General features: G+C 69.5%; 21 protein-coding genes. 11 read left to right on the top strand and 10 right to left on the bottom strand.

What is annotated here, in order from left to right; all coding sequences use genetic code 11:
* The first annotated feature begins 80 nt into the window (after positions 1 to 80).
* The 3 genes from V9K99_RS29420 to V9K99_RS29430 are packed head-to-tail and all read left to right on the top strand — an operon-like array spanning position 81 to position 4441.
* On the top strand, positions 81 to 1772 hold the full coding sequence (locus V9K99_RS29420) for a DUF885 domain-containing protein (RefSeq protein WP_337005101.1): 1692 nt from the start codon (positions 81 to 83) through the stop codon (positions 1770 to 1772).
* Positions 1769 to 2959, top strand: a complete 1191-nt coding sequence (locus tag V9K99_RS29425; RefSeq protein WP_337005103.1) for a Maf family nucleotide pyrophosphatase — start codon at positions 1769 to 1771, stop codon at positions 2957 to 2959. Before V9K99_RS29420 ends, V9K99_RS29425 begins: the two co-directional genes overlap by 4 nt.
* Before the next feature lie 15 nt (positions 2960 to 2974).
* On the top strand, positions 2975 to 4441 hold the full coding sequence (locus V9K99_RS29430) for a hypothetical protein (RefSeq protein ID WP_337005105.1): 1467 nt from the start codon (positions 2975 to 2977) through the stop codon (positions 4439 to 4441).
* Here V9K99_RS29430 and V9K99_RS29435 read toward each other — a convergent pair.
* Positions 4438 to 4797, bottom strand: a complete 360-nt coding sequence (locus V9K99_RS29435) for a hypothetical protein (RefSeq protein WP_337005107.1) — start codon at positions 4795 to 4797, stop codon at positions 4438 to 4440. The genes V9K99_RS29430 and V9K99_RS29435 overlap by 4 nt on opposite strands.
* 94 nt (positions 4798 to 4891) lie before the next feature.
* On the opposite strand from V9K99_RS29435, the gene V9K99_RS29440 reads away from it, so the two are divergent.
* Positions 4892 to 5800, top strand: coding sequence for a hypothetical protein (locus tag V9K99_RS29440; RefSeq protein ID WP_337005109.1), 909 nt, complete (start codon positions 4892 to 4894; stop codon positions 5798 to 5800).
* Here V9K99_RS29440 and V9K99_RS29445 read toward each other — a convergent pair.
* Positions 5786 to 5989 (bottom strand): acyl-CoA carboxylase subunit epsilon, encoded by a 204-nt coding sequence (locus V9K99_RS29445; RefSeq protein WP_337005111.1) that lies wholly within the window; start codon positions 5987 to 5989, stop codon positions 5786 to 5788. The two genes, V9K99_RS29440 and V9K99_RS29445, sit on opposite strands and share 15 nt — an antisense overlap.
* Positions 5986 to 7563: an acyl-CoA carboxylase subunit beta gene (locus V9K99_RS29450; protein ID WP_337005113.1), complete on the bottom strand. Its 1578-nt coding sequence runs from the start codon at positions 7561 to 7563 to the stop codon at positions 5986 to 5988. The genes V9K99_RS29445 and V9K99_RS29450 overlap by 4 nt, the downstream gene beginning before the upstream one ends.
* A 102-nt stretch (positions 7564 to 7665) precedes the next feature.
* On the opposite strand from V9K99_RS29450, the gene V9K99_RS29455 reads away from it, so the two are divergent.
* Entirely contained in the window at positions 7666 to 9489 is a 1824-nt protein-coding gene (locus V9K99_RS29455) for a hypothetical protein (protein WP_337005115.1), read from the top strand.
* 1 nt (position 9490) lies between these two features.
* On the opposite strand, the gene V9K99_RS29460 is transcribed toward V9K99_RS29455, so the two are convergent.
* Positions 9491 to 9964: an SCP2 sterol-binding domain-containing protein gene (locus tag V9K99_RS29460; RefSeq protein ID WP_337005117.1), complete on the bottom strand. Its 474-nt coding sequence runs from the start codon at positions 9962 to 9964 to the stop codon at positions 9491 to 9493.
* A 66-nt stretch (positions 9965 to 10030) separates the two neighbouring features.
* Between V9K99_RS29460 and V9K99_RS29465 the strand changes: the two genes are divergently transcribed.
* The 3 genes from V9K99_RS29465 to V9K99_RS29475 all read left to right on the top strand — a co-directional run bounded on the left by V9K99_RS29465 (position 10031) and on the right by V9K99_RS29475 (position 14193).
* Complete coding sequence (locus V9K99_RS29465) at positions 10031 to 10657, top strand: TetR/AcrR family transcriptional regulator (RefSeq protein WP_337005119.1); 627 nt, start codon at positions 10031 to 10033, stop codon at positions 10655 to 10657.
* A 99-nt stretch (positions 10658 to 10756) separates the two neighbouring features.
* Positions 10757 to 13384, top strand: a complete 2628-nt coding sequence (locus V9K99_RS29470) for a phosphoenolpyruvate carboxylase (protein ID WP_337005121.1) — start codon at positions 10757 to 10759, stop codon at positions 13382 to 13384.
* A complete protein-coding gene (locus V9K99_RS29475; protein ID WP_337005124.1) occupies positions 13384 to 14193 on the top strand; it encodes a biotin--[acetyl-CoA-carboxylase] ligase in 810 nt (269 codons plus the stop codon). Before V9K99_RS29470 ends, V9K99_RS29475 begins: the two co-directional genes overlap by 1 nt.
* On the opposite strand, the gene V9K99_RS42775 is transcribed toward V9K99_RS29475, so the two are convergent.
* Both V9K99_RS42775 and V9K99_RS29480 read right to left on the bottom strand, forming a co-directional pair.
* On the bottom strand, positions 14183 to 14290 hold the full coding sequence (locus tag V9K99_RS42775; protein ID WP_439649122.1) for an MFS transporter small subunit: 108 nt from the start codon (positions 14288 to 14290) through the stop codon (positions 14183 to 14185). The genes V9K99_RS29475 and V9K99_RS42775 overlap by 11 nt on opposite strands.
* Complete coding sequence (locus V9K99_RS29480; RefSeq protein ID WP_337005126.1) at positions 14287 to 15681, bottom strand: OFA family MFS transporter; 1395 nt, start codon at positions 15679 to 15681, stop codon at positions 14287 to 14289. Before V9K99_RS29480 ends, V9K99_RS42775 begins: the two co-directional genes overlap by 4 nt.
* Positions 15682 to 15865: 184 nt before the next feature.
* Between V9K99_RS29480 and V9K99_RS29485 the strand changes: the two genes are divergently transcribed.
* A complete protein-coding gene (locus V9K99_RS29485; protein WP_337005128.1) occupies positions 15866 to 16465 on the top strand; it encodes a PH domain-containing protein in 600 nt (199 codons plus the stop codon).
* A 29-nt stretch (positions 16466 to 16494) separates the two neighbouring features.
* On the opposite strand, the gene V9K99_RS29490 is transcribed toward V9K99_RS29485, so the two are convergent.
* Positions 16495 to 17700 (bottom strand): acyl-CoA dehydrogenase family protein, encoded by a 1206-nt coding sequence (locus tag V9K99_RS29490; RefSeq protein ID WP_442914734.1) that lies wholly within the window; start codon positions 17698 to 17700, stop codon positions 16495 to 16497.
* An 83-nt stretch (positions 17701 to 17783) separates the two neighbouring features.
* Here V9K99_RS29490 and V9K99_RS29495 point away from each other — a divergent pair, with 83 nt between their 5' ends.
* Positions 17784 to 19121 (top strand): UDP-glucose dehydrogenase family protein, encoded by a 1338-nt coding sequence (locus V9K99_RS29495; protein ID WP_337005132.1) that lies wholly within the window; start codon positions 17784 to 17786, stop codon positions 19119 to 19121.
* Between the two features lie 4 nt (positions 19122 to 19125).
* Here the strand turns inward: V9K99_RS29495 and V9K99_RS29500 are convergent, their stop codons facing one another.
* From V9K99_RS29500 to V9K99_RS29510, 3 genes are all read right to left on the bottom strand, one after another.
* Entirely contained in the window at positions 19126 to 20346 is a 1221-nt protein-coding gene (locus tag V9K99_RS29500) for an MFS transporter (RefSeq protein WP_337005134.1), read from the bottom strand.
* 69 nt (positions 20347 to 20415) lie between these two features.
* The gene (gene purE / locus V9K99_RS29505; protein ID WP_337005578.1) at positions 20416 to 20907 is read right to left on the bottom strand and encodes a 5-(carboxyamino)imidazole ribonucleotide mutase; all 492 of its coding nucleotides are present in this window, start codon (positions 20905 to 20907) and stop codon (positions 20416 to 20418) included.
* A gap of 28 nt (positions 20908 to 20935) precedes the next feature.
* On the bottom strand, positions 20936 to 22108 hold the full coding sequence (locus V9K99_RS29510; RefSeq protein ID WP_337005136.1) for a 5-(carboxyamino)imidazole ribonucleotide synthase: 1173 nt from the start codon (positions 22106 to 22108) through the stop codon (positions 20936 to 20938).
* Positions 22109 to 22252: 144 nt separating this feature from the next.
* Here V9K99_RS29510 and V9K99_RS29515 point away from each other — a divergent pair, with 144 nt between their 5' ends.
* Positions 22253 to 22813 (top strand): GtrA family protein, encoded by a 561-nt coding sequence (locus tag V9K99_RS29515; RefSeq protein WP_337005138.1) that lies wholly within the window; start codon positions 22253 to 22255, stop codon positions 22811 to 22813.
* The last annotated feature ends 5 nt before the right edge of the window (positions 22814 to 22818 follow it).

Below are 22818 nucleotides of genomic sequence, written 5' to 3' on the forward strand. Positions count from 1 at the left end.
AGCTGCACTGGACAGCGACGGCCACAGTATCGGCAGAAACGGTCAGCCGAGCGGGGGGCCTGCGGGGTAGGGTCGGCCAGGTGACAGATGCCACTGTTCCTAACAGCCCGATCGACCAGCTCTCCGAGCGCTACCTCGAGGAGTACGTCGAGCTGTCGCCGACCGCGGCGACGTTCATGGGGATCGAGGGCCACGACCACGAGTTGCCGGACTTCACCCCGTCCGGGTTCGAGGCGCGGATCGACCTGACCCGGCGGTCCCTGGCCGAAGCCCAGTCCACCGCGACCGGCAGCGCCCGCGAGGAGGTCGCCAAGGACGCGTTCCTGGAGCGGCTCGGTCTGGAGCTGGAGACGTACGAGGCCTGCGTTCCGCAGCACCAGCTGAACGCGATCGCCTCCGTCCCGGCCGAGATCCGGCAGGTGTTCGACCTGATGCCGACCGCGACCGAGCAGGACTGGGAGACGATCGCGACCCGGCTCAACCAGGTCGGTACGGCGCTGGACGGCTACCGCGAGACGCTGCTCGAGCAGGCCGGGCACGGCCGGGTGTCGGCGCTGCGGCAGGTGAACGACCTGGCCAACCGGATCGGCAGCTGGACCGGCGCCGACGGTGACGACTTCTTCGCCGGGCTCGCCGCCCAGGCGCCGGACAGCGCGGTGAAGGCGAGCGTGGAGGCGGCGGCCGCGTCGGCGCGGAAGGCGTACGAGCAGTTCGGTGGCTGGCTGACCGCCGAGATCGCGCCGCGGGCGCCGGAGAAGGACGCCTGCGGTCGTGAGGTGTACGAGCTTGCCTCCCGCAACTTCCTCGGTGCGACCATCGACCTGGAGGAGACCTACGCCTGGGGCTGGGAGGAGCTGGCCCGGATCGAGGGCGACATGCAGGCGATCGCGGCCGAGCTGACCGGCGGCGACCGCGGTATCGAGGCCGCCGCGGCGATCCTGGACAACGACCCGGCCCGCAAGATCCACGGCAAGGACGCGTTCCGGGACTGGATGCAGCAGCTGGCCGACGCCGCCGTGACCGAGCTGGGCGGCACCCACTTCGACATCCCGGACGAGATCCGCACCATCGAGTGCATGATCGCGCCGACCTCGGACGGCTCGATCTACTACACGCCGCCGAGCGAGGACCTGACCACCCGGCCGGGCCGGATGTGGTGGGCGGTGCCGAACGGTGTCGAGGACTTCGCCACCTGGCGCGAGGTCACCACCGTCTACCACGAGGGCGTGCCCGGGCATCACCTCCAGTGCGCCCAGACGATGCTGCGCACCGACCTGCTGAACCGCTGGCAGCGGATCGCCTGCTGGGTCTCCGGTCACGGCGAGGGCTGGGCTTTGTACTCCGAGCGCCTGATGGAGGAGCTGGGCTACCTCGAGGAGCCGGGAGCGCGGTTCGGGATGCTGGACGCGCAGGGATTCCGGGCGGCCCGGGTGATCATCGACATCGGTATGCACCTGGAGCTGGAGATCCCGCGGGACAACCCGTTCGGCTGGCGCCCGGGTGAGCGGTGGAACGCCGAGCTCGGGTTCGAGTTTCTCCGGGCGCACTGCCGGATGGAGGTCGAGTTCCTGCGTGCCGAGCTCAACCGCTATCTCGGCTGGCCCGGGCAGGCACCCTCGTACAAGGTGGGCGAGCGGATCTGGCTGCAGGCGCGGGACGAGGCCAAGCAGCGCAAGGGATCCGCGTTCGATCTGCGTGCCTTCCACTCCGACGCGCTGAACCTCGGCTCGATCGGGCTCGACCCGCTCCGTCGCGCCCTCGTCAAGCTGTGAGCGTCCGGTTCGTGCTCGCGTCGGCGTCGCCGGCGCGGCTGAAGACGTTGCGCGGCGCCGGGGTCGAGCCGGAGGTGATCGTCTCCGGGGTCGACGAGGACGACATCACCGCCGAGAACCCGGGTGAACTCGCGCGCCTGCTCGCGACGCTCAAGGCCCGGGCCGTGGTCGCCAGTCTGACCGAGCACGCGACCGTGCTCGGCTGCGACTCGGTCCTCGAGATCGACGGCGAGCCTTATGGCAAACCCGGTACGCCGGAGGCCGCGAAGGAGCGGCTCCGGTCGATGCGCGGCCGGACTGGCGTACTCCACACCGGGCATTGCCTGATCGACACCAACTCGAAGCAAGAGCTGCGTGAGCTCGAGTCGACCACGGTGTACTTCGCCGACCTGACCGACGAGGAGATCGACGCGTACGTCGCCACCGGCGAACCGCTCGTGGTGGCCGGCTCGTTCACCGTCGACGGGCTCGGCGGCCCGTTCGTCACCGGGATCGAAGGCGACTACCACAACGTGGTCGGCGTATCCCTGCCGTTGCTGCGCCGGATGCTGGCCGAGGTCGGCATCAGCTGGCCGGCGCTCTGGCAGTCGTCGCCGCGGATCGAGTACGACGAAGCCGAGGCCGAGAGGTACGACGACACCCGCGGCGGACCCGTTCGCGCCCAGGCCGCCGCGGAGGCGGTCGACTCCCTGCTGCCAAAGGGCGGACGGGTTCTCGAGCTCGCTGTCGGGACCGGTATCGTCGGCGCCGAACTCGTTGCTCGTGGCAACCTCGTGCACGGGGTCGACCTGTCCACCGCGATGCTCCGGCACGCCCGGGTCCGGCTGCCTGGTCACGTCGCGGCGGCCGACGCGGCCACGCTGCCGATCGCCGACCGTCGCTGCGACGCGGTCGTCGCCATCTGGTTGCTGCACCTGCTCGACGACAGCGAGCCGATCATCGCCGAGGTCGCCCGCGTCCTCCGCCCGGACGGTGTCTTCATCACCACCACCGAGAAGTCCGACGCCAGCCGCTACGCCGACGGCCGCGCCCCGAACGAGTCCCGCTCCCAGGACGCCCTCTCCCTCCTCGTCGCCACAGCGACCCGTCACGGCCTCACCCTCGACGCCGCGACCACCTTCCCCGGCCCACCCCGCAACACGGATCAGTCCCCGCTGTATCCGTTGGTCCGATTCCGCCGTACCTGACCTATCGTTCGCCTGGTGAACGAGTACATCGACGGCGTCCGGGTGCTGCGGCACAGCGGTACGCAGAGCCACACCGACGTCACCTTGACCTTTGCAGTCGGCTCGCGGGACGAGACGCTGCGGACCATCGGGGTCGCGCATGTGCTCGAGCACCTGGCGATGCACGCCGTCCGCGGGCTGCCGATCGAGATGAACGCCGAGGTCGATCTGATGACCACCACGTTCGTCGCCTCCGGGTCGGCGGCGCGGGTGGGGGAGTTCCTGACGGGGTTGTGCCGTGCGCTCGCAGAGCCGCCGGTCGAGCGGCTGGCGGTGGAGGCCGGTGTGCTCGCGGCTGAGGACGGTCACGTCGCGCATCCGGTGGTGGCGCAGTTGCTGAACGTGCGGTACGGCGCTCGCGGCCCGGGGCTCGCCTGGTTGGAGGGGCCTGGGTACGACGGGCTGACGCCGGAGCACGTCACCACGTTCGCCCGGACGTGGTTCGTACCGTCGAACGCCGTACTGCAGGTGAGCGGTCCCCTGCCGGACGGACTGAAGCTCGAGCTGCCCAGCGGGTCCGCGCCGACCCGGGTTCATCCCGTCGGGCGCTCGTTCGACGGTCCGACCGTGGTCGGGTACGGCATGCCGGCGGCCGGTGTACTGCTCACGGTCCCGCCGGACGACGACGTACGGATCTCCACCCTGACGATCGACGTACTGCGGCACCGGGTCGAGGAGGAATGTCGTCACGTCGGCGGGCACAGCTATGACATCGGTGCCGACCTGGTTGCCGGTCCGGGAGGGAGCAGCGACTGGGTCGTGTACGCCGAAGCCCGGGAGGGCAGCGAGGAGGCGGTGGCCCGGGCGTTCGTCGAGGCGCTGACCGACCTCACCGAGAACGGTCCGACCGAGGCGGAGCTCGCGTTCCAGATCGCTCGGTGTCAGGAACGTCTCGACGCCGACGAGCCCGAGTTGCGCCGTACCTTCAGCAACACGATGGGCCGGATGTTCGGCGAAGACGAGCTCGCGCCGGTCGACCGGGATCGATTGGCCGGACTGCAGCCGGCCGAGGTTGCCGCCGTACTGAAGGCTGCGCTTCCTGCCGCGGTCGGCTATGCCTACGAAGAGGCCCTGGAGGTGTGGGAGCAGGCCGGGTTCCGCCGGGGATCGGTCTGCCCGGTGATCCCGGAGTTGCCGGCCGGCAAGACGTTCAAGCCGCCGTTCGCGGCGCGTGCGTTCGTCAAGGAAGCCCGCTCGATGCTCTGGGTGCGAACCGACACAGCCCTGGTACTGCGGGATGACGACGGCATTCACGAGATCCGCTGGGACGAGATCGCCGGCGTGATGCGCAGCGAGGACGGCACGACGATCGTCCTGGGCCTGAACGGCTGCGCGATCCCGATCGACTCCGACATGTTCCGCGGCGCCGACACCCTGATCACCGAACTCACCGACCGAGTCCCGCAGGCACTCTGGTTCGACGAGACGAAGCTCGAGGTCTAGGCGGTCAGCCCCGACTTCTTGTCGAGGAGTTGGAGCAGGTCGTGGGCGGCCAGCTCGACGGCTTTGTGACGCCACTCGGAGGCGCGGTAGACGGACGCGATCAGGGCGGTCCGGTGGATCCGCCGGAAGTCACCGATGACGAAGCCATACCGGGCCTTGGTCTCGTCCTGCGGGCCGACCGTGAGGCCCAGGTGCCAGGCGCCGTACTCCTCCCAGCTGTGGTTCTCCAGATACGCGTTCTGCTGCTCCGCCCGAGGCTGCACCTCACCCCAGTCGCTGTCCAGCACGTACTGCCGGCCCTCGATCAGCCGCTTGGCCTGCTCGACCGCCGCCGCATTGACCTCGTACTTGGCCATACCGCGATTGTGACAGGCAAACGCGGAATGAACTGTTCATTGCGCGTACGTCGGGAGTGGCCGGGACGAACCGGGAGGCTGCGAGCGTTGGGTGATGGCCGACAAGCAGGTGCACGATCGGGTGTGGGAGCTGCTGCAGCGGATGCGCGACTCCGCCGAGTACGTCGGACGGTTCTACGGCGGAGGGCGACTGCAACGGCCCGACCTGGCGCGACCGCTGGTCGACCGGCATCGGCGCGGGGTGCACACGTCAGGCCGCCCGGTGATCTACGGCGCGGAGGAGCACCAGGCGCTCAAGGACTGGATCACGCCCAAGCGGTTCGGTCGCCGGCCGGGTGCGGAGGCCAAGGAGCAGCACGACAACTGGGCGATCCGGCGGGCCACGCTGATCGGATCGCTCCGGACTGCGGTGGGGACGGCTGACGGGCGGTACGGCGGAATGCAGGAAGCCGTCACCAATGCCTGGATCGCGGCGCATCTCGATCGAGTGGTGGACGATCTGCGCGGCAGCGGGCACCTGCCGTCGAACGCGGCGGAGTTCAGGCTTGAGTGGGACACCGCCGGTGACGACGAAAAGCAGCGGTTGCTGGCTGACATCCATCCGAACGCGCCGACGGCGTACGCCTTCGCCGAAGCTGTCGGTGAGCGAGCCGGCATGTCGGCCGAACGCACGCTGCACTGGCTGAACAACGCGCCGCCCTACGCGACCGCCGACGTCGCCGCGGGCCTTCTGATGCGCGACTCCGAGCAGAGCGCGACGGTGAAGGCTGAGGTCTCTCAGCTCATTCGAACCGAGTTCGAGAACGCGACGCCAGGTCGTCGTACCGCCGAACTGGCGATCGAGTTGATCGACCGGCCTGCGGTGCGCGAGCAGGCCGAGATCCAGCTCGACCCACGCGTCGGCGTAAAGGCGCCGGGCAGCCCGAGCAACGGCGCCGGCCAAGCCACTTCTGGAACGGCTACCCCGGCGACGAGCCCCGGACGATCGTTAGGGATGGGCTGACGCGCGCCACTGGCCTGGACCCGGGTGGAAGGGCTGACGGGCGTTGCGCCAGTAGGTCGCCCAGTTGCTGGCCCGCTCCGGTTCGGCCGGTACGACGGTTGCCGCCGAGCGGGTCGTGATGACGACGACCAGCGCGGCGAGCTCCTCGGGGGTCGGGTCGCCCTTGGTGACCCGCAGGATCTCGCTCACAGTGGGATGTTCCCATGCTTCTTGGGCGGCAGGGTGTCGCGTTTGGTGCGGAGCAGGCGGAGGGCGCGGATGATCTCGGCGCGGGTTTCGCTGGGTTTGATGACCGCGTCGATGTAGCCGCGCTCGGCCGCGACGTACGGGTTGGCCAGGTGGTCCTCGTACTCGGTGATCAACTGCTGGCGACGGGCCTCGGGGTCATCCGCGGCGGCCAGTTCCCGGCGGTACAGGATGTTCACCGCACCCTGCGCGCCCATCACCGCGATCTGGGCGGTCGGCCAGGCGATGTTCATGTCCGCGCCCAGGTGCTTCGAACCCATCACGTCGTACGCGCCGCCGTAGGCCTTGCGGGTGATCACGGTGATCATCGGCACGGTCGCCTCGGCGTAGGCGTAGATCAGCTTGGCGCCGCGGCGGATGATGCCGTTCCACTCCTGGTCGGTGCCGGGCAGGAACCCGGGTACGTCGACGAACGTGAGGATCGGCAGGTTGAACGCGTCACAGGTCCGGACGAACCGGGCCGCCTTCTCGGACGCGTCGATGTCCAGGGTGCCGGCGAACTGCATCGGCTGGTTCGCCACCACGCCGACCGGGCGGCCCTCGACCCGGCCGAAGCCGACGATCATGTTCGGCGCGAACAGCGTCTGCACCTCGAGGAAGTCGCCCTCGTCCAGCACCGCCTCGATCGCGGTGTGCATGTCGTACGGCTGGTTCGGCGAGTCCGGGATCAGGGTGTCCAGGGCCAGATCGGTCTCGGTGGGTTCCAGGTCGGCGGCGAAGTCGTAGACCGGCGGGTCTTCCAGGTTGTTCTGCGGCAGGTGACCGACCAGCGCCTTCACCCACTCGATCGCGTCCTCCTCGTCGCTGCCGAGGTAGTGCGCGTTACCGGACTTGGTGTTGTGCGTCCGGGCGCCGCCGAGCTCTTCCTGGGTGACGTCCTCGCCGGTGACGGTCTTGATCACGTCCGGCCCGGTGATGAACATGTACGACGACTCGTCCACCATCACGGTGAAGTCGGTGACCGCGGGGGAGTAGACCGCGCCGCCGGCGCACGGGCCCATGATCAGCGAGATCTGCGGGATCACCCCGGAGGCCCGGACGTTGCGGCGGAAGATCTCGCCGTACAGGCCGAGGCTGACCACGCCCTCCTGGATCCGGGCGCCGCCGGAGTCGTTGATACCGATCAGCGGGCAGCCGATCTTCATCGCCAGGTCCATCACCTTGACGATCTTCTCGCCGAACACCTCACCGAGGCTGCCGCCGAAGACGGTGAAGTCCTGGGCGAACACGCAGACCTGACGGCCGTCGATGGTGCCGAACCCGGTCACCACGCCGTCGCCGTACGGGCGGTTGCCGTCCAGGCCGAAGGCGATGGACCGGTGCCGGGCGAACTCGTCCAGCTCGGAGAAGGAGCCCTCGTCCAGCAGCAGCGCGATCCGTTCGCGGGCGGTCTTCTTCCCGCGGGCGTGCTGCTTCTCCACCGCGCGTTCCGATCCGGCGTGCACGGCCTCGTCGAGCCGGTGCTCGAGGTCCGCGATCTTCCCGGCGGTGGTGTGGATGTTCACGGTCTCTCCCATAATCGGGCAGCCTAACCGTGTGTACGCCGGAACGTGCTGTGACGTCCGCCGCAGCACACCAGCGTCCCCGGTGTGGCCCCGGTCACGGCTAGGTTGCTGTCCGTGGCGGACCCGAAGGCTGAAGCCCTCCTGCGCAAGCTCAACGATCTCGTCCGCGCGCGGACCCGTCGCCCGCCGGCGGCCCCGGACGCCCGGCTGCCCGAGCTGAATCCGATGAACGAATGGCTGTTCAGGCAGCTCGCGGACAACCTCGACATCCCGGCGAGACTCGCGCCGACTCCCGCGGCGCTGCTCAACCCCGGCACCTGGGAGTCGCGGGACCGGCAGGCGGGCATCCGGGCCGCGATGACGCAGATGGTGGCGGCCTGCGCCGAGAACCTGGAGCCGAACAGCTTGCTGCCGGCACCGGAAGACCAAGGCCACAGGGATCGTCTCGGGGCGGCCCTCAGTGAGGCCTTCGCCGTACAGGTGACGCCGGAGGTGGTGCCGGGGCTGATGCCGAACGGACGACCGGGCGACCTCGGGGTGTTCACGCCGCCCGTGCTGGAAGGGGATCCCGCGGCTGCCCGGGCACTCGCGCTCGCGATCGGCGCGCGGACCCGGCAGACCGACGAGCAGGTGCTGACCGCCCTCGTCGGCGCCGGCCGCGGCGGCGCGGCCCCGGCCGCTGCCCGCATGCTGCTGGACACCAAGCCTCGCTTCGCAACCCTGCCGCGACCCGAGCAGGAGGCGGTCGTGGGGAGGGTGGCCCAGGAGCTGGAGACCCGGTTCGCCTCCCGTGACCTGTCGCGGGCCCAAGCCCGCAAGCTGACCGAGGAGGTGGAGAACCGGCGCGAGGACATCACCGGGGGAGCGACTGCGGTCGACGAGGCGGGCAAAGTGGCCGCGGAGGAGATCCGAGACCTCCACGAGCTGATGGACAAACTGCCGGCGTCGCACCGCGCCAACCAGGCGAGAGCAGCTGCCGAGGCACTTGCGTCAAAGCCAGAGTCGGTTCCGCAGCTGTTCGAGCGGGTCCAGGGCGCGGTCGGTGAGCTGACCGGTGCTCCCGGCACCCTTTGGAACGGCCAGATCGAACAGATGCCGCCGGAGGGTGCCGGCCGGCGGATCGCGCAGTCCCGCGACGGAACCATCTTCATCAGTGCGCAGACGGAGGCAGCGCTCCAAGCGCTGACCGGGCCGAACGGGCGGCTCGATCCGGAGCAGGTGGCCGATGCGCGAGCGGGGCTGCAGGCGGTCAGCGGGACGCTTGCGCAGCTCGCCGTACCGGAGGATCACACCGCGGCGCACGAGGCGGCGGCCGACACGGTGTCACCACGGTTCAAGACGTTGTCCAACGCGGTGAGTCAGGCGTTCTCGGAGGACTGTCTGAACGAGATCGTCAAGCGGACCCTGCCGCCCGAGATCGCGCAGCAGCTGACGGCGCCGGAGCCGCCGCAGGCCGAGACGCGGTTCGCCCCGGCCGCCCGCGGGCTGGCGAGTGCGGTCGATGCGGCCGCGGACCGGCCGGCGGGCGAGACGTTGCGGCGAATGGCCGGCGAGGGTCGTTCCGGGATGTCGATCGCGGCCGCGGAGGTGGTCGTGTCGGACTCCGCCATCCCGAAGGTACAGCGGCCGTTCGCGGTGGCGGAGATCGCCGAGTCGATCGACAAGGGGTTCGACGACCTGCCGACGGCGGCTGCGGCGTGGGGTGACGACGCCGCCGGGCAGTCGCGCACGTACGGCGAGAACCTCGGACAGCAGGCACTCAGCATGGCCCGGGAGTTCGAGCCGCCTGGCCAGGACGCCACCACGAGGTTCTTACCAGGTCTCGACCCCGCCGTGTCAGCCCTGGACGGTGTCGATCCCCAAGCCGCCCGTCCGGGCACCGCCGCCAACGCAGCCACGGCCAACGAAGGCAAGTCGACAGGTCTCGACTCGCGCTGAGTCAGGCCGGGCCGACGGCGAAGATCTTGGTCAGGCGGGCGGCCATGGCGAGGTCGCCGCGAACCGAGAGGCGTTGTTTGAGGACAGCCATGACCGGATCCTCGACACCGGTGACCACCCGCAGCAGCGTGGCCGGGTCGGTCCGGATGGAGATGTCGGAGCCGTCGGGCTGATCGTCGAGCAGGGTGCAGCGGCCGTCGCTGATCCGGATCCAGAACTCGTCGATCTCGGCGGGACCGCCCGCCCCCGTGATCTGCCAGGCGACGACTGCGTCGAACCCGGCAGCCCGGGCGGGTCGGAGGTACTCCGGCATCCGGCGAAAGATCTCGCGCAACGCGATCTCCCGCACTCCCCCGATGAGCCGATGCCGAAGCTCCCGCTCCGACGTCCGGTCGACCAGCCGGGCCAGCTCGGCGGCGTCCAGCGACGTCAAGCCGTCCGACTCCAGCCACCCGGCAGTGCCTCGTTCGGTCACTCGACCACCCCCGGGCAGCTTCCTACCAGACCGTAGGAATTTCCTACGATGAGGTAGGTTTGTCAAGTGGTGGAGGACGGAGAACCGCGTCGCCGGGCGGCCCATCTCGGCCCGGAGCGCCGGCGCCCGATGATCCTGGACGCGGCCCTGGAAGTCTTCGCCGAAAAGGGCTACGCCGGTACGACGATGCAGTCGGTGGCCGATGCCGCCGGGGTGACCAAGCCGGTCGTCTACGACTGCTTCGCCAACCGCGACGAACTCCTGCTGGCCCTCCTCGCCCGCGAGGAACAGCACCTGGTCATCTCGATCGTCGCCGCGCTGCCGGCCGACCCGAGCGTCGGCACTCCCGAGGAGCACGTCCTCGACGGCCTGACCGCTTTCCTCAGCACCGCCGCGAAGCATCCGCAGTCCTGGCGGATCGTCTTCGGGGCTCAGTACGGCGCGGCGCCGGTGGTGGCCGAGCGGGTCCGGGCCGCCCGCGCGTTCCTGGTCGAGGGCCTGCGGCTGACCCTGCTGAAGTCGTTGCCCGGTGTCACCGACCCGGACGCGAACCTGCCGGTGCTGGCCGAGATGCTCGCGTCGATGACCGAGGCCTGTGCCCGGATGCTCGTCGTCGACGGCACCGACCGCACGCCGGCCGAGCTGGCCAGGGTCGTGTCGCAGGTCGTCGGCGGCGGTTTCGGCAACGTCTGAGCGTCGTACTGTGAAGTAGCTGGCGATGGGGTCACGATCGGGCTTCCAGCAGGCGGACTATGCGGCGCGGGCGGGCGCCCGCCGATAGGGTGGGCGAACGTGACCGAGACCGGTAGTGAGACCCGTACCCGCGCGCGTTTCGAGGTGCCCGAAGAACTTCGGGCCGACGTGCGCCTGCTCGGCGAGATTCTCGGCAAGGTGCTGGTCGAGTACGCCGGTCAGCCGCTGCTCGACGATGTCGAGAAACTCCGCGAACTCACCATCGCCGGCGACGGCGCGGCGGCCGAGCAGCTGGTCGCGTCCTGGCCGCACGAGCGGGCCGAGGACGTCGCCCGGGCATTCACCTGCTACTTCCACCTGACCAACCTCAGCGAGGAGCTGCACCGCGCCCGCGTGCTGCGCGAGCGCGACCGCGCCGGCAACGCGCCAGTCGTGTCCGAGCTGGCCCAGGCCGTCGAGCAGATCTCCCTGGAGAGCGGCGAGCAGCAGGCACGAGCGCTGCTGAACGGGCTCGAGTTCCGCCCGGTGCTGACCGCGCACCCGACCGAGGCCCGGCGTCGCGCCGTCCTCGCGACCATCCGCCGCATCTCGTCGTTGCTGGAGGAGCGGACCGACCCGCGGGCCGGCGACAGTGAGCTGGCCGAGAACCGGCGGCGGCTGATCGAGCAGGTCGACATCCTCTGGCGTACGTCGCAACTGCGCACCAGCCGGCCGTCGCCGCTGGACGAGGTGCGGTCCGCGATGGCCGTGTTCGAGGAGACCCTGTTCGATGTCGTCGGCAACGTCTACCGCCGGCTCGACGACGCGCTGGCCGGTGACGCGGCCGGGACGAAGCTCCCGGTGGTGGCGCCGTTCGTCCGGCTCGGCTCGTGGATCGGCGGCGACCGCGACGGCAACCCGAACGTCACCGCCGCGATCACCCGCGAGGCCATGCAGATCCAGGCCGACCACGTACTGCGTGCGCTCGAGCGGGCCACCGACGCACTCGGCCGGGCGATGACCCTGGACGCCGCGACCACTCCGCCGTCCGCGCCGGTCCGCCGCATCCTCGAGGACGCCCGCGCGGTCAACCCGGAGCTGATCGCCGACATCGAGACCCGCTCGCCGTCCGAGCCGCACCGCCAGCTCCTGCTCCTCGCAGCTCGCCGACTGGCTGCCACCCGCGCCCGTGACGCGGACTTCGGGTACCCGCGGGCCTCTGACTTCCTGCACGAGCTCAAGGTCCTGCAGGACTCGCTGGTGACCGCAGGAGCTCCGCGGCAGGCGTACGGCGAGCTGCAACAGCTCATCTGGCAGGTGAACTCGTTCGGCTTCCACCTGGCCGAGCTGGAGGTCCGTCAGCACTCTTCGGTGCACAGCAAGGCGCTGGAGGAGGTGCTGGGTGGTGGTGAGCTCTCCGACCAGACCGAAGAGGTGCTCGCGACTCTCCGGGTGATCGGTCAGATCCAGCAGCGCTTCGGTCCCGAGGCCTGCCGCCGGTACGTCGTTTCGTTCACTCGCAACGCGGGTGACCTCGCAGCGGTCTACGAGCTGGCGGATGCGGCGATGGACGGGCGTCCGATCGAGCTGGACGTCGTACCGCTGTTCGAGACCGGTGAGGACCTGCAGAACTCGGTAGAGGTGCTGGACAACGCGATTCAGCTCACCCGGGTCCGGCACCGGCTCACCGCCAACGACAGGCGCTTCGAGGTCATGCTCGGGTACTCCGACTCCGCCAAGGACGTCGGGCCCGTGTCAGCGACTCTCGCCTTGTACGACGCGCAGGCGCGGATCACCGCGTGGGCACAGCGCAATGCGGTTCGGCTGACCCTGTTCCATGGCCGCGGTGGTGCTCTGGGGCGTGGCGGTGGTCCTGCGAACCGCGCCGTACTGGCACAAGCTCCCGGGTCGGTGGCTGGGCGCTTCAAGCTCACTGAGCAGGGTGAGGCGATCCCCGCTCGGTATGGCAACGCCGCGATCGCGCAGCGGCACATCGAGCAGGTGACCGCGGCAACGTTGCTGGCGTCCACTCCGGCTGTGGAGGAGCGGGCTGCTGCGGCGGCCGAGCGGTTCTCGGTGGTGGAGAAGACACTCGACGAGGCTGCGCGTACGGCGTACCACCGGCTGGTGAAGGCAGACGGCTTCGCAGAGTGGTTCGGCCGGGTTACACCGCTGGAGGAGCTCGGACAACTGCCGCTCGGGTCGCGGCCTGCTCGCCGTGGTGTGGCGGTGTCGTCGCTGGAGGACCTGCGGGCGATCCCGTGGGTGTTCGCGTGGTCGCAGGCCCGTGTGAACGCGCCCGGCTGGTACGGCCTGGGCTCGGCGTTGGCCGCGGTCGGAGACGTCGCCGTACTGCGTGACGCGAACCAGAACTGGCCGCTGTTCCAGGTGATGCTCGAGAACGCGGAGATGTCGCTGGCGAAGACCGACCGGCGCATCCTCGGCCGGTACCTCGAGCTGGGTGACCGGCCGGACCTGACCCAGCTGATGCTGAACGAGCACGCCCTCACGACCGAGTGGGTGCTCAAGGTGCTTGACCAGGACCGCCTGCTGGCCGGACGCCGCGTGCTGGGCCGTGCGGTCGAGCTGCGCAACCCGTACGTCGACGCACTCAGCTACCTGCAGTTGCGGGCGCTGCGGACCCTGCGGACGGACGACTCGCTGGACGAGGAGCAGATCGTCCGGACCAGGCGACTGCTGTTGCTGACCGTGTCGGGTGTTGCCGCCGGCCTGCAGAACACCGGCTGATGTTCGGCGACCTGGAGCGACCGCCACTCGACGCACGCTTCCTGCAGGGCAGACTGGTTCGACCCGGCTCGCTGTGGACGCAGATCGACGTACTGGCCGAGACGGAGTCGACCAACGCAGTCGTAGCCGCTGCAGCGCGTGCAGGCGCGTCTGAGGGGCTCGTGGTCACTGCGGAGCACCAGTCGTCGGGTCGTGGGCGGCTGGGGCGTACGTGGACCACTCCGGCCCGGTCTGCCTTGCTGACGTCCGTTCTGCTGCGTCCGACGGCTGTGTCGGCGGCTCGGTGGCCTTGGCTGGGTCTACTGGTGCCGCTGGCTGTTGCGGCCGCCGTACGACGGGTGGGGGAGATCCCGGCCCAGGTGAAGTGGCCGAACGACGTACTGGTCGAGGACCGCAAGCTGGCCGGCATTCTGCTCGAGCGGGTGGACGGACCGGCCGCTGTGGTGGGTATCGGGCTCAACGTGACGCTGCGGGAGTCGGAGAAGCCGCATCCTGCTGCGACGTCACTGGCGCTCGAGGGTGCTGCGACGACCGACCGGGCAACCGTGCTGGCCGCCGTACTGCGTGAGCTTGCGACTCGCTATCAGGCGTGGGTCGATACCGACGGAGATCCGTCGACGATCCTGCCGGAGTACCGCGAGCACTCCGCGACGCTCGGCCGTCTGGTCCGGGTGGAGCTACCTGACGGCACCTTCCTCGAGGGCCGGGCGCGCGACCTGGACGACGACGGACGGTTGATCGTCGACACCCCCGACGGCCCGAAGCCCTTGGCCGCCGGGGATGTGACGCACCTCCGCACTAGCTCGTGAAGATCTTCGCGGCCGTGATGAGCGTCTGGATGATGCCGTAGCCGAGCAGTACGGCGACCAGCAGCCAGGAGATCACCAGGCGTGGGGTCTGGTTCATTTCGCCGCCTCCATCGTCGACTCGGACCGCTCGTGGAACCGGTCCGCGACCGGGCGGATCAGCAGGTTGGCGACGAAGCCGACGGCCAGCACGCCGACCATCGTGAACAGCGCCGGCCGGTACGCCTCGGCGGTCAGCGTGCCCGGTTTGCCTTCCCGGTCGAGGAATCCGTTGATGATCAGCGGCCCGGCGATCCCGGCCGCCGACCACGCGGTCAGCAGCCGGCCGTGGATCGCACCCACCTGGAAGGTGCCGAAGAGATCCCGCAGGTACGCCGGTACGGTCGCGAAACCGCCGCCGTAGAAGGACAGGATCACCGCGGCCAGCAGGACGAAGATCACCGTGCTGTTGTGGCCGGCCGTGGCGAGCAGGAAGTAGGCGACGATGCCGACGCCGAGGTACATCGCGTAGATGGGCTTGCGGCCGATCACGTCCGACGTACTGGACCAGCCGAACCGGCCGGCCATGTTGAAGATCGACAGCAGGCCGACGAACCCGGACGCCGCGGCGACCGCCACCGTTGACTTGCCGTCGCCGCCGCGGAAGAAGTCCTGGATCATCGGGCTGGCCTGTTCGAGGATGCCGATCCCCGCGGTGACGTTGCAGAACAGGACCACCCACAGACACCAGAACTGCGGGGTCTTGATCGCGTTCGCGGCCGACACGTGGTTGGTCGTGACGAGCGCCTTCTGCTTGACCGTCGCCGGGTCGAAACCGTCCGGCTTCCAGCCGTCGGCGGGCACCCGGATGTTGACGACGCCGAACATCATGATGACGAAGTAGCCGATGCCCAGGGTGAGGAACAACGCCACCAGCGCCCCGCCGCCGGCCACCGACGCACTGTTGCCGGGGTCGTAGTTGTCGTCGTACAGGCTGAGCAACTGACGCGACAGCGGACTGGCCACCAGGGCGCCGCCGCCGAAGCCCATGATCGCCAGGCCGGTGGCGAGACCGGGCCGGTCCGGGAACCACTTGATCAGCGTCGAGACCGGGGAGATGTAGCCGATCCCGAGCCCGATCCCGCCGATGAAGCCGTAGCCCAGGTAGACGATCCAGAGCTGGCCGGTGCCGATGCCGAGGGCACCGACGGCGAAACCGGTGGCCCAGAAGCAGGCCGACACGAACATCGCCTTGCGCGGCCCGTTGCGTTCCACCCAGGTCCCGCCGATCGCCGCGGACAGGCCCAGCATCACGATCGCGATGCTGAAGATCACCCCGATCGCGGTCTGACTGGTGTCGAAATGCTTCACCAGCGACGTCTTGTAGACGCTGGTCGCGTACGCCTGGCCGATGCACAGGTGGACGGCCAGTGCGGCCGGCGGGATCAGCCAGCGGCTGTACCCCGGCGGCGCGACGGTGTGCTCCCGATCGAGTATCGACAAGATGGCCATCACGGCTCCTTCTCTTGCCCCCCAGTAGTTACCCCTCGCGCATACTGGCGCACTGTATGCAGTTTGTGAAGTGTTAAACCACTGAGTGGAAGCCAGGTCTGCCCGCACGGGCAGTGGTAGGCCGTAACAGGGGCAGTCGTGTCGGGACGGGACAAGCGAACCCGGGAACTGTGACACTGGGGGTATGGCGATCTCGGCGAAGTTGTTGGGTGAGGACGAGTACGTCGTCGTCAGCACCCGGACGCACTGGAAGGCGCTGATCTTCCCGGTGTTCGTGCTGCTCGTGGTGGTCGGCGTGGGGAGCTTCCTGGCCGCGATCGTGCCGTCCGGCAGCCTGCAGACGCCGGCCCGGATCGCGATCCTCGCGGTCGGCGTGGTGATGCTGGTGGCGTTCGCGGCCAAGCCGTTCCTGAACTGGTTCTTCTCCACCTACACCCTGACCAACCGCCGGCTGATCACCCGCCACGGCATCCTCACCCGGACCGGCCGGGACATCCCGCTGATGCGGATCAACGACGTCTCCTACGAGCACGGCCTGATGGACCGCATCCTGCGGTGCGGCACCCTGCACATCGAGTCCGCCGGCGAACGCGGCCAGGTCATCCTGCCCGACGTACCGCACGTGGAACACGTCCACCTGCAGATGTCCGACCTGCTCTTCGGCGGCCCCGAGGGCAAACCCGGCGACGGCATCCTCGACAACGAAGAGCCCCCCGACCACATGCGCCGCCGCCCCGACCCCGCTCCCGACTCCCAAACCCTCTTCAGCTCCGACGACAAGTAGACGGGCTGATCAGGTCGCCGGAGACGTTCTCAGGCGAGGCCTTTGAGGAGCTGGCGGGCCATCACGATCCGCTGCACCTGGTTGGTGCCTTCGTAGATCTGGGTGATCTTGGCGTCGCGCATCATGCGTTCGACCGGGTAGTCGTGGGTGTAGCCGTAGCCGCCGAGGAGTTGGACGGCGTCGGTGGTGACGGCCATCGCGACGTCGGAGGCGAAGCACTTGGCGGCGGCGCCGAAGTAGGTCAGGTCGGCGTCACCACGCTCCGACCGGGCCGCGGCGGCGTACGTGAGCTGCCGGGCCGCCTCGATCTTCATGCCCATGTCGGCGAGCATGAACTGCAGGCCCTGGAACTCGGCGATCGCCTTGCCGAACTGCTTGCGCTCCTGGACGTAGCCGAGCGCGTAGTCGAGCGCGCCCTGGGCGATCCCGAGTGCCTGCGCGGCGATCGTCACCCGGGTGTGGTCCAGCGTCGCCATCGCAGTACCGAAGCCGGTGCCGAGGTCCCCGATCAGCCGGGAGGCCGGGATCCGGACGTTGTCGAAGTACACCTCGCGGGTCGGCGACCCCTTGATGCCGAGCTTCTTCTCCGGCGCGCCGAACGAGACACCCTCGTCGGACTTCTCCACCACGAACGCGCTGATCCCCTTCGAGCGCGCGTCCGGGTCGGTCACCGCGAACACGGTGTAGTAGTCGCTGACCCCGGCGTTGGTGATCCACCGCTTCACGCCGTTCAGGACGTAGCTGTCTCCGTCGAGCACCGCGCGGGTCTTCATCGAGACAGCGTCCGAGCCGGCCTCGGGCTCCGACAGGCAGTACGAGAACATCGCGTCGCCCGCGGCCACCGGCGGCAGGTAGCGCTGCTTGACCTCTTCGGACGCGGACAGCAGCAACGGCAGCGAGCCGAGCTTGTTCACGGCCGGGATCAGTGAGGTCGAGGCGCAGGCCCGGGCGACCTCCTCGATCACGATCACCGTCGCGAGCGCGTCCGCCCCGGCGCCGCCGTACTGCTCCGGGATGTGCGGGGCGTGGAAGTCGGACGCCTTCAGCGCGTCGTACGACGCCTTCGGGAACTCGGCCAGCTCGTCCACGTCACCGGCGTGCGGTGCGACCTTGGCGTCGCAGACATCGCGCACCGCCTCCCGGATCGCCTGGTGCTCCTCGGTCAGCGCGTACAGATCGAAAGAGTTACTCACGAGTTGCACTGTACGACGCAGAGCCCGCGAAACGGCACCCATCGGACGCCGAAAGTGACCAACAGCGCACGTGCCAGACATGAGCCGGTCACCGGCTGATAACCGCGGTGGGTAAAGTCCCCGGCATGAGTGAAGCGACCTCCCGCCCCCTGCGGATCGCCGTGATCGGCACCAGCTACCTCGGCGCGAACACCGCCGCCTGCATGGCCGAGTTCGGTTTCGACGTGATCGGGGTCGAGATCGACGAGCACCGGCTGAAGCTGCTGAACGACGGAAAGGCCCCGCTGTACGAGCCTGGGCTGGACCCGCTGCTGAAGAAGCACACCGACTCCGGCCGGCTGCGATTCACCAAGGACTACCGGCAGATCGCCGACTGGGCCGACGTGCACTTCATCTGCGTCGGCACCCCGCAGCAGGAGGGCAACGAGGCGGCCGACCTGTCCCAGGTCAACTCGGTCGTCGACATGCTCGCGCCGCTGCTCACCCAGCCGACCCTGATCGTCGGCCGGTCCACCGTGCCGGTCGGTACGTCGAAGGTCGTCGAGGCCCGGTTCCACGCCGAGGCCCCGGCCGGTACGGCGGTCGAGATCGCCTGGCAGCCCGAGTTCCTCCGCGAGGCGCACGGCGTGGACGACACGCTGCACCCGGACCGGCTGGTGTTCGGCGTCCAGTCCGCGGCCGCCGAGGCACGGCTGCGGGAGGTCTTTGCCACCCCGATCGCCGAGGGTTCGCCGGTGGTCGTCTGCAACCTGCCGACCGCGGAGCTGGTCAAGGGCGGCGCGAACGCCTTCCTGGCCACCAAGATCTCGTTCATCAACGCGCTCGCCGAGCTGGCCGACGCGACCGGAGCCGACGTCACCCAGCTCGCGGACGCGCTCGGCTACGACAAGCGGATCGGCCGCGGCATGCTGAACGCGGGTCCCGGGTACGGCGGCGGCTGCCTGCCGAAGGACCTGCGGTCGTTCATGGCCCGCGCCGGTGAGCTCGGAGTCGAGGAAGTGATCACGCTGCTGCGCGAGGTGGACGACATCAACCACCACCGCCGGGCCCGGATCGTCGACCTGACCCACGAGGTGCTCGGGGCGGAGTGGATCGGCCGCAACGTGACCGTCCTCGGTGCCGCGTTCAAGGCCGGGACGGACGACGTCCGCGACTCGCCCGCCCTGGACGTGGCCGGCCGGATCCAGCTGCACGGCGCCAACGTCACGGTCTACGACCCGGAGGCGATGGAGAACGCCCGCAAGGTCCGCCCGACGCTGCGGTACGCCGCTTCGGCGGTCGAGGCCTGCCAGGACGCCCACGCCGTACTGCATCTGACCGAATGGCCCGAGTTCCGCGAGCTCGACCCGGTGGCGCTGAAAGGGGTCGTGGCCATCCCGGCGCTCATCGACGCCCGGTTGCTGCTGGACCCGGCCCAGTGGCGCGCGGCGGGCTGGACCTACCGCGCACCGGGACGGCCCTGACGGGTCAGGAGACCCTGGCGTTGCGGATCGCGGGGCGGCTGAGGGCAACCAGGCCGATCAGCGCGGACGCGATCCCGATGCCCAGGAAGACGCGGTTGATGCCGACGTCGTCGAGGTCGGCGAGACTGCCGAGCAGGGGGTTCATCACGACCAGGGCCAGGCTCTGGCACAGCACGACTACCGACTGAAGTCGTGACTGGTACTCACGGTCCATCGAGTTCATCAGCAACGGCAGCACGTGGCCGGTGAAAGTGCCGACGCCGATGCCGCTGAGGATGGCAGCAGCCATGGCCAACGGCAGCGGCTCGAAGGCGGACAGGCCGACGATGCCCACCGCGGCGAGCAGCAGGCCGGTCATGGCCACGATTCCGGGGCGCTGGAACGCTCCGCGCATCAGGATCCGGATCGCGACGACACCGACTCCGACGCTTCTGGTCGCGATCAGCAACGCGGCGGTCTTCGCGTCCCACTGGTGATCCCTGGCCAGCAGCGGCAGCAGGAGCGCGTCCATCGGCATCAGCAGACCGGCTGCGACAGTCATGGTGATCAGCAGCGCTCGGGTGAGCGGCAGACTGAACGCGGTCTTCACGCCGTCGACGATCGAGCGGAACATGCCCGCGGTCCGCGACCCGTGCGGCGCGGTCGCGTCGCGCAGGATCAGCAGTACGACGATCATCGCGCCGAAGGTGAGGGCGTCGAAGCCGGCCGCGGCGGTGATGCCGTGCCAGCTGACCAGGAGACCTCCGACCGCGGTGCCGGTGACGGCGAAGACGACCCCGGTGACCTGGAAGCTGGCCAGCGCCCGCGGCACCTGCTCCGGCGTGACGAGCAGCCGGGGCATCGAGCGCGACGACGGCAGGAAGAACGCGTCGATCACGCCGATCACCAGGGCCAGGCCGACAAGCAGCGCGATCGGCTCGCCCACCACCAGCGTGGCCGGGACCAATGCGGCCGTGACGACGAACATCGCCAGACAGCTGACCAGGAGAACCCGGGGTGCGCCGAATCGGTCGCCGACCGCGCCGCCGACCAGCAGGAGGGCGGCCCGGGGAGCGGCGGCGAGGAGCAGGATCAGACCGGCGACCTGGCCGCCGTGTTGGCTGGCGGACCACCCGACGGCGAACGTCATGGTGAGGTCGCCGAGCATGGACACGGCAGCGCCGAACAGCCAGATCCAGTAGCGGACCGGGATGCGCTGCGTATCCGATTCAGCGGGCGGAGTCACGATCGACGACCTTAGACGACAACAGTTGGGATCTCACGGCTACCCGCCCCCGCCTTGTGGAAAACCGGCCTAGCTCAGCTCTTTACGCAGCTTTGCCGCGCCGTCACGGACAGTACTCCCCTTGGCCCGGGCGACGTCGGCCAGCGATTCCTGGAACGCGATCATCCGGTCCCGCAGTTTCTCATCCGACGCGGCCAGGATCCGGATCGCCAGCAGGCCCGCGTTCCGCGCGTTGCCGATCGAGACCGTGGCCACCGGCACCCCGGCCGGCATCTGCACGATCGAGAGCAGCGAGTCCATCCCGTCCAGGTACTTCAACGGCACCGGTACGCCGATCACCGGCAGCGGAGTCACCGACGCGAGCATGCCGGGCAGGTGCGCGGCCCCGCCGGCGCCCGCGATCAGCACCTTGAGACCCCGCTCGTGCGCTGACCGGCCGTAGTCGATCATCTCGGCCGGCATCCGGTGCGCCGACACCACGTCTGCCTCGAAGGGCACGTCGAACTCGGCACACACCTCGGCCGCCGCCTGCATCACCGGCCAGTCGGAGTCCGACCCCATCACGATTCCAACGGACACGTCGCCACTCCTACTCGTCGATGGTGCCGGTCAGGTACGCGGCCGCGTGCCGGGCGCGTTCACGGACGTCCTCGAGATCGTCGCCGTACGCCGTGACGTGGCCGATCTTGCGGCCCGGCTTCACGGCCTTGCCGTAGAAGTGGACCTTCAGCCCGGGATCCCGGGCCATGCAGTGCAGCAGCCCGCGATGCATGTCCTCGACGTCCCCGCCGAGCACGTTGACCATCACCGTGTACGGCGCTCGCGCGGCCGGCGATCCGAGTGGCAGGTCGAGCACCGCGCGGAGGTGGTTCTCGAACTGGGAGGTGACCGCGCCGTCGATCGACCAGTGGCCGGTGTTGTGCGGGCGCATCGCCAGTTCGTTCACCAGCAGGCGGCCGTCGCGGGCCTCGAACATCTCGACCGCGAGGATGCCGACCACGCCGAGTTCGCCGGCGATCTTCAGCGCGGTCTGCTGGGCCTGGGCGGCCCGGTCCGGGGCGAGGCCGGGCGCGGGTGCGGTGACCTCGACGCAGATGCCGTCCCGCTGCACCGATTCGACGATCGGGTAGGCGACCGCCTGGCCGTGCGGCGACCGGGCCACGATCGCGGACAGTTCGCGGACGAAGTCGACCTTCTCCTCGGCCAGGATCGGCACGCCACTCGCGAACGCGATCGCGACCGCCGCGTCGTCCGGGCCGTCGACGAACCAGACGCCCTTGCCGTCGTACCCGCCGCGGGTGGTCTTCAGGATGATCGGGAAGCCGCCGACCCGCTTGGCGAAGTCCTCGACGTCGGCGGCCGACTCGACCAGTTGGTGGGCCGGGGACGGCGCGTCGAAGGTGTCGAGGCGCCGGCGCATGACGGCCTTGTCCTGGGCGTGGACCAGGGCGTCCGGGCCCGGGTGGACCGCGACGCCGTCGGACTCGAGGGTGTGCAGCAGGTCGGTCGGTACGTGCTCGTGGTCGAAGGTGACCACGTCGCACTCAGCGGCAAAGCGCCGTACCGTCTCCGGATCGCGGTAGTCGCCGACGGGCGCGTCGGCCACCGCCTGGGCCGCCGACACCGTGGGTCCCTCGGCCAGCACGCGGAGCTGGACGCCGAGCGCGACCGCGGTTTCCTGCGTCATCCGGGCCAGTTGCCCGCCGCCGACCATGCCGACCACCGGCGTACCGACGGGGAGGTCCTTCCGTTCGAACTTCACAGTCTGGAGCCTAATGTCCATACATCACCGCGCCCGCAGCGGGCCGTCTCGGCACGCGGGGGATTTCGGAGTCGGCCGGGTCGCCGGGTACCGTGGGAAGCTGCCCTCCCGTTGCGGTGTGATCACAGAAGGTTCCGGAGACCGTTGAAGCTCGTCACCACGCTGTATCGCCAGGTCGAGCACCTGGTGCACGAAGTGGCCAAGTTCGGTCTGGTCGGTCTGCTCGGCATGGTCGTGGATCTGCCGATCTACAACTGGCTGGTCTTCAACAACCCGCTGGTCATCGCCGACTCCGGTGTCGGCATGCTGCACCACAAGCCGCTGACCGCGAAGTTCATCTCGGTCACGGCCGCGACCATCGCGACGTACCTGGGCAACCGGCACTGGACCTGGCGGCACCGCGAGCGCACCGGGCTGCACCGCGAGTACGTGCTGTTCTTCGTGCTGAACGGCGTCGGCCTGCTGATCGCGGCCGCCTGCCTCGGCTTCTCCCGCTACGTGCTGGACCTGCACAGCTGGCTGGCCGACAACATCTCCGCGAACGTGATCGGCCTCGGCCTCGGCACCCTGTTCCGCTTCTGGTCCTACCGCAAGTTCGTCTTCCGCGAGGAGATCGAACTCGACGAGGCCGAACACACCCCCGCCCCGGACTCCCCAGCCGAACTAGACGGCGAATCCACCGGCGACCTCCCAGCCGTCCGCTGACCGCC

Origin of the sequence: Kribbella sp. CCNWLW201 (assembly GCF_037203805.1) — a bacterium.
Classification (GTDB): Bacteria; Actinomycetota; Actinomycetes; order Propionibacteriales; family Kribbellaceae; genus Kribbella.